10 protein-coding genes are annotated in these 11,234 nt (G+C 70.8%); 5 read left to right on the top strand and 5 right to left on the bottom strand.

Translation table 11 applies throughout. The annotated features are described in order from the left end of the window. A partial coding sequence (locus tag AB0C69_RS28055; RefSeq protein ID WP_360358191.1) for a 1-deoxy-D-xylulose-5-phosphate synthase N-terminal domain-containing protein occupies positions 1-1,017 on the bottom strand: 1,017 nt, incomplete at its 3' end. Between the two features lie 150 nt (positions 1,018-1,167). On the opposite strand from AB0C69_RS28055, the gene idi reads away from it, so the two are divergent. The 5 genes from idi (at position 1,168) to AB0C69_RS28030 (ending at position 5,682) form a co-directional block, all read left to right on the top strand. Then, positions 1,168-1,746 carry an isopentenyl-diphosphate Delta-isomerase gene (idi, locus tag AB0C69_RS28050; protein ID WP_345177421.1) on the top strand — a complete coding sequence of 193 codons (579 nt, stop codon included), beginning with the start codon at positions 1,168-1,170 and terminating at the stop codon, positions 1,744-1,746. A 153-nt stretch (positions 1,747-1,899) separates the two neighbouring features. Further along, entirely contained in the window at positions 1,900-3,204 is a 1,305-nt protein-coding gene (locus AB0C69_RS28045; protein WP_360358190.1) for an ABC transporter substrate-binding protein, read from the top strand. After that, a complete protein-coding gene (locus tag AB0C69_RS28040) occupies positions 3,201-4,109 on the top strand; it encodes a sugar ABC transporter permease (RefSeq protein ID WP_345177427.1) in 909 nt (302 codons plus the stop codon). Before AB0C69_RS28045 ends, AB0C69_RS28040 begins: the two co-directional genes overlap by 4 nt. After that, a complete protein-coding gene (locus tag AB0C69_RS28035) occupies positions 4,106-5,011 on the top strand; it encodes a carbohydrate ABC transporter permease (RefSeq protein WP_360358189.1) in 906 nt (301 codons plus the stop codon). The genes AB0C69_RS28040 and AB0C69_RS28035 overlap by 4 nt, the downstream gene beginning before the upstream one ends. A 242-nt stretch (positions 5,012-5,253) precedes the next feature. Next, a complete protein-coding gene (locus AB0C69_RS28030; RefSeq protein WP_360358188.1) occupies positions 5,254-5,682 on the top strand; it encodes a hypothetical protein in 429 nt (142 codons plus the stop codon). Between the two features lie 15 nt (positions 5,683-5,697). On the opposite strand, the gene mug is transcribed toward AB0C69_RS28030, so the two are convergent. From mug to AB0C69_RS28010, 4 genes are all read right to left on the bottom strand, one after another. Beyond that, on the bottom strand, positions 5,698-6,261 hold the full coding sequence (gene mug / locus AB0C69_RS28025; RefSeq protein WP_345177432.1) for a G/U mismatch-specific DNA glycosylase: 564 nt from the start codon (positions 6,259-6,261) through the stop codon (positions 5,698-5,700). Continuing rightward, entirely contained in the window at positions 6,261-6,980 is a 720-nt protein-coding gene (locus AB0C69_RS28020) for a sulfite exporter TauE/SafE family protein (RefSeq protein WP_345177433.1), read from the bottom strand. The genes mug and AB0C69_RS28020 overlap by 1 nt, the downstream gene beginning before the upstream one ends. A 64-nt stretch (positions 6,981-7,044) precedes the next feature. Continuing rightward, positions 7,045-7,974 (bottom strand): aldo/keto reductase, encoded by a 930-nt coding sequence (locus tag AB0C69_RS28015; RefSeq protein ID WP_353832615.1) that lies wholly within the window; start codon positions 7,972-7,974, stop codon positions 7,045-7,047. Between the two features lie 192 nt (positions 7,975-8,166). Continuing rightward, positions 8,167-10,932, bottom strand: a complete 2,766-nt coding sequence (locus tag AB0C69_RS28010; protein ID WP_353832618.1) for an aconitate hydratase AcnA — start codon at positions 10,930-10,932, stop codon at positions 8,167-8,169. Between the last annotated feature and the right edge of the window lie 302 nt (positions 10,933-11,234).

Genomic DNA, 11,234 nt, shown 5'->3' with positions numbered 1-11,234 from the left:
GCCGACGACGTCGCGGCGCTCGCGCCCGATCGCCACCATCTCCTCGCCGAAGACCTTCGTCCAGTCGGGGCCGCCCTTGCCGGTGACGAACTTGCCGGTGGCGGGGTCGAACGCGCCGCCGCCGTGCATGCAGTCCTCGGTGTCGTTCTCGGCGGGGGCGTAGCCGCGGCCCTTGGTGGTGATGCAGTGCACGATCACCGGGCGGCCGAACCCGCGGGCGCGGCGCAGCGCCCGCTCGACGGCGTCCTCGTCGTGGCCGTCGATCGGGCCGACGTACTTCATGCCGAGGTCCTCGAACATGGCCTGCGGCTGCAGGACGTCCTTGAGGCCCTTCTTGATGCCGTGCAGCGCCTCGTAGGCGACGTTGCCGACCACGGGCGCCCGCGGCACCGTCTTCTTGATCAGGTCGAGCGCGTTCTCGTAGCCCTGGGTGACGCGCAGGTCGGCCAGGTGCGAGGCGAGGCCGCCGATGGTCGGCGAGTAGGAGCGGCCGTTGTCGTTGACGACGACGATGACGGGGCGATCGACGCCGGCGGCGATGTTGTTCAGCGCCTCCCAGCACATGCCGCCGGTCAGCGCGCCGTCACCGACGACCGCGACGACGGCGCGGTCGTCCTCGCCGCGCAGCTGGAACGCCTTGGCGAACCCGTCGGCGTAGGACAGGGCCGTCGAGGCGTGCGAGTTCTCGATGATGTCGTGCTCGGACTCGGCGCGGCTCGGGTAGCCCGACAGGCCGCCGCGCTGGCGCAGCAGCTCGAAGTCGTGCCGGCCGGTGAGAATCTTGTGCACGTAGGCCTGGTGGCCCGTGTCGAAGAGAATCTTGTCGTGCGGCGAGTCGAAGACGCGGTGCAGCGCGATCGTCAGCTCGACCGCGCCCAGGTTGGGCCCCAGGTGCCCCCCGGTCTTGGAGACCGCCTGGACGAGGAACTCGCGGATCTCCTCCGCGAGCCGAGACAGCTGAGCGGCGTCCAGTCGCTTGAGGTCGTCGGGACCCGTGATCGACTCCAGCAAGCTCACTCGTTTCAACTCCTCCGTCGGGGATTCGGTCTCCCCTGGCTCGGGCCGTTCCGAGTTTAATCCCGGTTCGCCCGCGACGCGCCGCAGACCACCCGCCCGGGGGGTGTGAAAAGACTGACCCCGGTGCGAGGGATGAGGTAGGAAAAGAGCATGGGCGTCGAAGAGATTGTGCTGCTCAACGCGGACGACGAGGCCGTCGGAACCGCGCCCAAGAGCGCCAGCCACCATAGAGACACGCCGTACCACCTGGCCTTCTCCTGCTATGTCACGGACACGGAGGGTCGTGTGCTGATCACTCAGCGCGCCCTCGGGAAGCGCACCTTCCCCGGTGTCTGGACGGGCAGCTGCTGCGGCCATCCGGGCCCCGGCGAGAAGCTGCGCGACGCCGTGCTCCGGCGATTGCAGGACGAGCTGGACATCCAGGACGCGACACTGACCCCGGTCCTGCCGCGGTTCCAGTACCGGGCCGTGGCCGACGACGGGACGGTCGAGCACGAGCGCTGCCCGGTCGTGCGCGCCGTCGTCCCCGCGGGCGAGGCCGTCCACCCGAATCCCGAGGAGGTGGAGCGGGCCGAGTGGTGGACGTGGGAGCAGTGCCTGGAGCTGACCGGAAAGCCCGAGTCCTCTCCCTGGTACCGGCTCCAGCTGGCCGAACTGGCGCCGCTCGGCACGCCGCTCGACTGGCCGGACGCGGGCCGCGCCGGCCTGCCGCCCGCCCTCGGCTGGTAGCCGCGGGCGGCCGCGCCCCCGGCCGCGCCCACCGGGGCGCGGGCCGGGCCGGTGTGGCGCGCATCACCGAAAGATCACTATTCGGCGTCCGGTGTTGACCGTCCGTCCGTCCAAGCAGACGCTTGTTTCTCGGTGCAACCGAAGGGACGGACGATGCGAGTACGTGCTCCCCGGCGCCGCTGGACGGCGGTCGCGGCGTTGACCATGACGGCCGCCGTCGCCGTGTCGGCCTGCGGCGGCAGCGACGACAAGGGCTCCAACGACACATCCCAGGTCGAGGTCTTCTCCTGGTGGACCGGTCCGGGCGAGGCGGACGGGCTCGCCGCGATGCAGGCCGACTTCGAGAAGAAGAACGCCGGAACCAAGTTCGTCAACGCGGCCATCGCCGGCGGATCCGGCACCCAGGCCCAGGCCGTGCTGGCGAGCCGGCTGCAGAACCGCAAGCCGCCGGACTCCTTCCAGGGCCACGCGGGCGCCGAGCTGCTCGACTACATCAAGGCCGGGCAGATCGAGCCGCTCGACTCCTTCTACGACGAGAACAACCTGAAGTCGGTCTACCCGCAGCAGCTCCTCGACCAGATCAGCTACCAGGGGAAGATCTACTCGGTGCCGGTGAACATCCACCGGTCGAACATGCTCTGGTACAACCCGGGCATCCTCAAGGACGCCGGGATCTCGGGGCCGCCCGCGACGATCGCCGACTTCATCACCGCGCTGAAGGCCGTCAAGGACAAGACCGGGAAGGTCCCGCTGTCGCTCGGCGCGCAGTGGACGGCCGACCACCTGCTGGAGAACGTCCTGCTGGGCGACCTCGGCACCGACGCCTACAACGCGCTGTGGAAGCCGGGCGCCGACTGGGGCAGCCCGGCCGTCACCAAGGCGCTCACCGACTACGCCGAGATCATGAAGTACACGACGCTGGAGGCCGCGTCCACGGACTGGCAGGGCGCCGCGAAGGCCGTCGTCGACGGCAAGGCCGCGTTCAACATCATGGGCGACTGGGCGTACGGGTACTTCACCGGGAGCGCCCCCAACGGGCTCGGCAAGAAGCTCGACACCGACTTCAAGTACGCGCCCTCCCCCGGCACCGACGGCACCTACCTGTGGCTGTCGGACAGCTTCACCCTGCCCAAGAACGCGCCTCACCGCGGCGGCGCCCTCGCGTGGCTGAAGGAGGTGTCCAGCAAGGAGGGGCAGGACCTGTTCAACCCGAAGAAGGGATCCGTCCCCGCCCGCAAGGACGCCGACAAGAGCCTCTACAAGGGCTACCTCCAGTACGCGTTCGAGCAGTGGAACAAGCCCGGCATCAAGCTGGCGGGCTCGTTCTGGCACGGCGTCAACGCCAGTAAGAAGCAGCACACCGACATCGACACGGCGGTGGGCCTCTTCCTGCAGAACAAGGACGTCGCCAAGCTGCAGCAGGGGCTGGTGAGCGCGGCCAAGAACAGCGGCCAGTGAGGCCCTCCGGCTCCAGGTGGGCCCGTAGCCGCAGGTGGCTGCCCGGGCTGCTGCTGGTCTCGCCGTCCATCGTCGCGATCGGCCTGTTCGTCTACGGGCTCATCTTCTGGAACACGCGGGTCGCGGTGAGCGGCAAGCACGACGAGGTCACCGAGTACGGGTTCGACAAGGGAAGGAACTTCGTCGACCTGTGGGACCAGCCCAGCTGGCCCGGCGCGGTGAAGCACGCGCTGCTGTTCACGGCGGTCTTCGTCGTCGGCGCCCTGGTGCTCGGTGCGTTCCTGGCGTTCCTGATGGACAAGGGCATCAGGGGCGAGGCGTCCTTCCGCGTCGTCTACCTGTTCCCCATGGCGGTGTCGTTCATCGCCAGCGGCGTCGTGTGGCGCTGGCTGATGAACCCGGCGCCGCCGGAGCGCGCGGTCGGCCTGAACCAGCTGTTCGGCAAGCTGCACCTCGGCGCGCTGGCGAACAGCTGGTGGCAGGACCCGGACTGGGGCATGGCGGCCATGGCCCTGCCCGCGATCTGGCAGATGTCCGGGTACGTCATGGCGCTGTACCTCGCCGGTTTCCGCGGCGTCCCCGGCGAGCTGCGGGAGGCGGCGCGGGTGGACGGCGCGTCCGAGTGGAAGGTGTACCGGTACGTGGTGTTCCCGCAGCTCCGTCCGGTGACGCTGTCCGCACTGATCATCCTCGGCCACATCTCGCTGAAGGTGTTCGACCTGATCATGGCGATCGCGGGCAAGCAGATCATCACCTATGTGCCGGCCGTGGCCGCCTATGTCGAGATCTTCGACCGGCACGACCCGGCGAACGGCGCCACGATCGCCACCTACCTGCTGCTCGCGGTGGCCGTGCTGGTGATCCCCTATCTGGTCTGGTCGGTGCGGACGGAGCGGACGCGATGACGGGCGTGGAGGCGTCCCCGGCGCCGGCGCGGCGCCGGGCGGCGGGCGGGCGGCGCGGCGCGGCGGCGGAGCCGGGGAGGTCGTCCGGCGCCTGGCGGGCCGTCAAGCTGGCCGTCCTGCTGGCGTTCGTCCTGCTCTTCCTGATCCCCGTGTACGTGCTGGTGGTCACGAGCTTCAAGCCGCTGGACGAGGCGGACCCGAGCAGCGCGTGGAACCTGCCGGACCAGTGGAGCACGTCCGGCTGGAGCTCGGCGTGGGACGCGCTGAAGCCCGGCCTGGCGAACAGCGTCAAGATCGCCGTCTCGGGGTCGCTGATCTCGGCGGTGCTCGGCTCGCTGAACGGCTACGTGCTGTCCAAATGGCGGTTCCCGGGCGCGGACGTCGTCTTCACGCTGTTCCTGTTCGGCATGTTCATCCCGTACCAGGCGGTGATGATCCCGCTGGCGGGCCTGCTCACCGACATGGAACTGGTGGGCACGATCCGCGGTCTCGTCCTCGCGCACGTCGTGTACGGCATCCCGATCTGCACGCTGATCTTCCGGAACTACTACGTGACGATCCCGGACGAGCTGGTCGAGGCTGCCCGCGTCGACGGCGCCGGGATGCTCCGCACCTACTGGTCGGTCGTCCTGCCCGTGTCGGCGCCGGCGTTCGCGGTGACGCTGATCTGGCAGTTCACCTCGATGTGGAACGACTTCCTGTTCGCGGTGTTCCTCGGCGCCCCCGACAGCTGGCCGGTCACGGTGATGCTGAACAACACGGCCGGCTCGGGGGCCGTGGCCGTCCAGTACAACCAGCAGATGGCCGAGGCGCTCCTCGCGTCCCTGCCGACCCTCCTGGTCTACCTGCTCCTCGGACGGTTCTTCATGCGCGGCCTCATGGCGGGCGCGTTGAAGGGCTGAGAATTCCACCGGCGCGTCAACCGCATATCGACCTCAAGCGTCACACGGGTGATCAACCACCTCATGGGTTGAAAGGCCCATGACGGACAAGGACCCTTTCGCCTTGTGCGTTGGCAATTCCTGCGGGATGCGCCTAGCCTCTCGGGCATCGTCGTACGACACCCGGCGTCCGTCGCCGGGCGTCCCGGCGATCCCGGGGGCGGACGGACCGGGCGGACAACGGAGGTGACCGCGTGCAGGCGATGAGTGTTCAGCAGCCCTGGGCGTTCGCGATCGCGCGTGGTGGCAAGAGCGTGGCGAACCAGAGCTTCCCGACCGCCTACCGCGGTCCGCTCCTCATCCACGCCTCGATGCGCGTCGACCTGAAGGCGTGCGACTCCCCGCTGGTCCAGGCGGCCGGCTGGGACCCGCGCGACCCGCTCGCCACGATCGGCGCCGTCATCGCGGTCGCCGAACTCGACGACGTCTGCTCCGCCGCCGTCCGCGGCGCCTCCTGCGACTGCGGCCCCTGGGCCGACTCGGCCTCCCACCACTGGCTCCTGTCCGACATCCGGGCCCTCCCCCGCCCCATCGTCGCCCTGGGCCGCACGGACCTGTGGCAGCCCACCCCCAGCCTCCTCAAAGAGGTCGAGACGATGTTCGCGACCGCCGCCCTGCACAACGCCACCTGAGCGGAAGAAGGATCCTCAGGAGGCTCTGAGGGCTTCGGCGGCTTCGCGGAGGCGGGCGAACTCGGCGGCGATGCGGTCGAGGGGCCAGCTCGCGTTGAGGCCGCTCGGGTTGGGCAGGACCCACAGGCGCGCGGGGCCGAAGTCCTCGTCCTGCGGGCCGATCCGCGTCCGGGGGCGGGCGAAGGCGGTGCGGTAGGCGGTGACGCCCGCGACGGCCAGGTAGGCCGGGCGGTGGCGTTCGACGAGGGCGGCCAGGCGCCGCCCGCCCTCGCGGAGCTCCGCCTCGGTCAGCTCGTCGGCGCGGGCGGTGGTGCGCGGCGCCAGGTTGGTGATGCCGAGGCCGTAGCCGGGCAGGAGGTCCTGCTCGGACGGGTGCAGCCGCCGGTCGGTGAAGCCGGACAGGTGCAGCGCGGGCCAGAAGCGGTTGCCGGGACGGGCGAAGTGCCGGCCGGTCGCCCCCGAGTACAGGCCCGGGTTGATGCCGCAGAACAGGACGCGGAGCGTCCCGGGGGCCTCGGGCAGGACGTCGGGGATGACGCGGTCGCGGGCGGCCTCCAGGTCGGCCTTGGTGGGGCGCATCAGATCAGGTTACGGACGATGAGCGCCACCGCGGACGTCCCGACGACGGCGAGGAGCGCGACGCGCAGGCGCCCGGCGTCCAGGTAGCGGCGCAGCGGGCCGGCGGCGAGGAACCCGGCGAACACGAACGGGACCAGCTCCGCGCCCGCGACGACCTGCCGGGCCGGGAGGCGGCCCGCGGCGGCGAGGGTGAGGAGCGACAGCAGGGCGCCGACGATGAAGAAGACCGCCAGGGTCGCGCGGACGCGGGGGCCGCTCTCGCGCTGGTAGAGCAGCGCGATCGGCGGGCCGCCGATGCCGGACGCGGTGCCGGTCGTGCCGGAGATGACGCCGGCGGTGGCGAGCGTGCGGCGGTTGCGCGGCAGGTCCGCGGTCCAGGCGGTCAGGGCGAGCGCGGCGAGGACGACCACGCCGATCACGACGCCGAGGACGCGGTCCGGGGCGGCCGCCACCAGCCACACGCCGGCCGGCGTGCCGGCGAGGCGGCCGGCGAACGCCCAGCCGAGCCCGCGCAGGTCCGCGTGCCGCAGTTCCTGGGCGAGCGTCGCGAACGGCAGGACGAGCGCGATGACGAGGATCGCGCCCGGCATCAGGGACGGGTACAGCATCGTCACGATCGGCGTCGCGACCAGCCCGACGCCGAGGCCGACGCTGCCCTGCACGATCGCGCCGGCCAGCGCGGCAAGGCCCCCGATCAGGACGAAATCGACAGGTGGCACGCCGAGTGAGCCTACCGCCCGGGCAGCCGGACACCGCGGTCAGCCGGACACCGCGGGCAGGCGGTCAGGCGGACGCGGCGGTCAGGCGGTCGAGCTGGTCGGCGGTGAGCGTCGTGCGGGCGGCCTCCACGAGCGGCGGGAGCTGCTCCAGGGTTCGGGCGCTCGCGATGGGCGCGGCGACGGTCGGCTGGGCGGCGAGCCAGGCGAGGGCGACCGTCGCGACCGGGACGCCCTGCTCCTCGGCGACGATGTCCAGCGCCGCCAGGACGGCGCGCCCGCGCTCGGTCTCCAGGTGCCGCGCCGCGCCTCCGGCGCGCGCGCTGTCCACCGTGGACCCGGGGCGGTACTTCCCGGTGAGGAAGCCGGACGCCAGCCCGTAGTACGGGACGGCGGCGAGCCCGTACTTCTCGGCCAGGTCGCGTCGCGGTCCCTCGTAGGAGCCGCGGGAGACGAGGTTGTACTCGGGCTGGATGGCGACGTAGCGGGCCGTCCCCTCGCGTTCGGCGAACTCCAGGGAGGCCTGGAGCCGGTCCAGCTCGATGTTCGACACCCCGATCTGCCGGATCTTGCCGGCGGCGACCAGGCCGTCCAGCGTCGTCATGATCTCCTCGACGGGCACCGACGGGTCGTCGAAGTGGGTGAAGTACAGGTCGATGCGGTCGGTGCGCAGCCGCCGCAGCGAGTCGTCCACGGCCGCCCTCATCGTCGCCGCGGACAGGCCCTGGTGCTCGGGGTGCCTGCCCCCCTTGGTCGCGATCACGAGGTCGTCGCGGTTGCCCCGCGACTCGGCCCACTCCCCGATGATCGATTCGGACTCGCCGCCCCGGTTGCCCTCCACCCACGCCGAGTAGGAGTCGGCGGTGTCGAGGAAGTCGCCGCCGGCCGCCGCGTAGGCGTCCAGGATCTCGAACGAGCGCTCCCGGTCCGCCGTCCAGCCGAAGACGTTGCCGCCCAGGCAGAGCGGGAAGACGTCCAGTTCACCGATCTTGTGCATGGCTTCCTTGTCGTCGATCGCGGAAGGGGTTCCAGGGACCACTACCCCGTGCCGGCCGCGCTAGCCGCGACCTGGGCGGCGAGCGCGCGGGCGAGCGCGTCGGGCGTCCCGAGGACCTGGCGCAGGCGATCCTGCCGACCGTACGGAACGGGCCGCCCCCCGGTGGGGAGGCGGCCCGTTTCGGGGTGCGGGCTACTTGCGGAGCAGGTTCCGCAGGACGTACTGGAGGATGCCGCCGTTGCGGTAGTAGTCGGCCTCGCCGGGGGTGTCGATGCGGACGACCGCGGCGAACTCCTTGCCGTCGGCCCGGACGGTGACCTCCTCCGGGATCCCGCCCTCGTTGAGCGCGGTGACGCCGGTGATGTCGAACGTCTCGGTGCCGGTGAGGCCGAGGGACTCGGCCGACTCCCCGTCCCTGAACTGCAGCGGCAGGACGCCGAGGCCGATCAGGTTCGAGCGGTGGATGCGCTCGTAGGACTGGGCGATGACGGCGCGGACGCCGAGCAGCGCGGTGCCCTTGGCCGCCCAGTCGCGCGACGAGCCGGAGCCGTACTCCTTGCCCGCGACGACCACGAGCGGGGTGCCCTGCGCCGCGTAGTTCTGCGCGGCGTCGTAGATGAACGCCTGCGGCGCGTCCTCCTGGGTGAAGTCGCGGGTGTAGCCGCCCTCGACGCCGTCCAGGAGCTGGTTGCGCAGCCGGATGTTGGCGAACGTCCCGCGGATCATGACCTCGTGGTTGCCGCGGCGCGAGCCGTAGGAGTTGAAGTCCTTGACCGCGACGCCGTTGTCCTCCAGGTACCGCGCGGCGGGCGTGCCGGCCTTGATGGACCCGGCCGGGGAGATGTGGTCGGTGGTGACCGAGTCGCCGAGCTTGGCCAGGACGCGGGCGCCGTGGATGTCGGCGACCGGCTCCGGCTCGGCGCCCATGCCGTCGAAGTACGGCGCCTTGCGGACGTAGGTCGACGCGGCGTCCCACTCGAACAGGTCGCCGGTCGGGATGTCGAGGTTCCGCCAGCGGTCGTCGCCCTTGAAGACGTCGGCGTAGCTCTCGGTGAACATCTCCTGCCCGATGGACGACTCGACGATCGCGGCGACCTCCTCCGGCGCGGGCCAGATGTCGGCCAGGCGGACCGGGCCGTCGTCGCCCTCGGCGATCGGGTCGTTCAGGATGTCGATGTCCATCGTCCCGGCGAGCGCGTAGGCGATGACCAGCGGCGGCGAGGCCAGGTAGTTCATCTTCACGTCGGGGCTGATGCGGCCCTCGAAGTTGCGGTTGCCCGACAGGACCGCGGTGACCGCGAGGTCGTTGTCGTTGACCGCCTTGGAGATCTCCGGCTGCAGCGGGCCGGTGTTGCCGATGCAGGTGGTGCAGCCGTACCCGACCAGGTTGAAGCCGATCTTGTCGAGGTACGGGGTGAGGCCGGCGCGCTCCAGGTAGTCGGTGACGACCTGGGACCCGGGCGCGAGGGAGGTCTTCACCCACGGCTTGCGGGTCAGGCCCTTGTCCACCGCGTTCTTCGCCAGCAGCGCCGCCCCGATCATCACGTACGGGTTGGAGGTGTTGGTGCAGGAGGTGATGGCCGCGACGGCGACGTGCCCGTGGTCGAGCTCGAAGGACGTCCCGTCGTCCAGGGTGACCGGGACGGGGTTGTGCGGGCGCTCGGACCCGTTGGAGCCGTGCTGCCGCGGCTTGTCGCCGTCGGTGTCGCCGCTGATCGCCGGGGAGTCCGAGGCCGGGAACGACTCGCTGGAGGCCTCGTCGGCCGGGCCCTGGATGCTCTCGGCGTAGTTCAGCACGTCCCGCCGCCAGGTCTGCTTGGCCTCGGCCAGGGAGATGCGGTCCTGCGGGCGCTTCGGGCCGGCCAGCGACGGGACGACCGTCGCGAGGTCCAGCTCCATGTACTCGGAGAACTCCGGCTCCACCGACGGGTCGAGCCACAGGCCCTGCGCCTTGGCGTAGGCCTCGACGAGCGCGATCTGCTCCTCGTCGCGGCCGGTGAGGCGCAGGTACTTCAGCGTCTCGTCGTCGATCGGGAAGATCGCGCAGGTGGAGCCGAACTCGGGGCTCATGTTGCCGATCGTGGCGCGGTTCGCCAGCGGCAGCGCCTGCACGCCCTCGCCGTAGAACTCGACGAACTTGCCGACGACGCCGTGCTCGCGCAGCATCTCGGTGATGGTGAGCACGAGGTCGGTGGCGGTCGTCCCGGCGGGCATCTCGCCGGTCAGCTTGAAGCCGACGACGCGCGGGATGAGCATGGAGATCGGCTGGCCGAGCATCGCGGCCTCCGCCTCGATGCCGCCGACGCCCCAGCCGAGCACGCCGATGCCGTTCTCCATCGTCGTGTGGGAGTCGGTGCCGACGCAGGTGTCGGGGTAGGCGACCCCGCCCCGGTCGAACACCACGCGGGCCAGGTGCTCGATGTTCACCTGGTGGACGATGCCGGTGCCGGGCGGGACGACCTTGAACTCGTCGAACGCCGTCTGCCCCCAGCGCAGGAACTGGTACCGCTCCTTGTTGCGCTCGTACTCGCGCTGCACGTTGCGCTCGAAGGCGTCCGGCGAGCCGAAGTAGTCGACGATCACCGAGTGGTCGATCACCATCTCGGCCGGCGCCAGCGGGTTGATCCTGGTCGGGTCGCCGCCGAGGTCGCGCACCGCCTCGCGCATCGTGGCCAGGTCGACCACGCACGGCACGCCGGTGAAGTCCTGCATGATCACCCGGGCGGGGGTGAACTGGATCTCCTTGCTCGGCTTGGCCTTCGCGTCCCACTGGGCGAGCGCGCGGATGTGGTCGGCGGTGACGTTGGCGCCGTCCTCGGTGCGCAGCAGGTTCTCCAGCAGCACCTTGAGGCTGTACGGGAGACGGGCCGAGCCCTCGACGGCGTCCAGCCGGTAGATGTCGTACGACCTGTCGCCGACCTGCAGCTTGTCGAGACTGCCGAAGCTGTTCGCGGACACGGACTCCTCCTCCGTCGCCACCGCGCGTCCGGTCCGGGACATGAGCGCGCGGCGCTGGGTTGATCTTCAGTAAGGCCCGTCCCCGAGGCCGACGCGGGACGGCGCGCGGCGGGACGGGAGCTTCGTCTCCCTTGATCCTGCCTTAGTCGGACTCCTGACCGGGAATCAGGGCCGCCTAACTTCCGCCGGTTTTCTCTCGACGTCAAGCTATCTTCATTTTATCTCGACATCAAGCTACTTGTCCCCGGCGGGGCGGCCCCGGGCACGACAAGCAGGACGGGTGCGGCCGGAGGGGTTCCACC

Origin of the sequence: Actinomadura sp. NPDC048032, from assembly GCF_040653175.1 — a bacterium.
Taxonomy (GTDB): Bacteria; Actinomycetota; Actinomycetes; order Streptosporangiales; family Streptosporangiaceae; genus Spirillospora; species Spirillospora verrucosospora.
The sequence above is the reverse complement of the archived record's forward strand: the minus strand, read 5'-3'. Positions and strand labels throughout refer to the sequence as shown.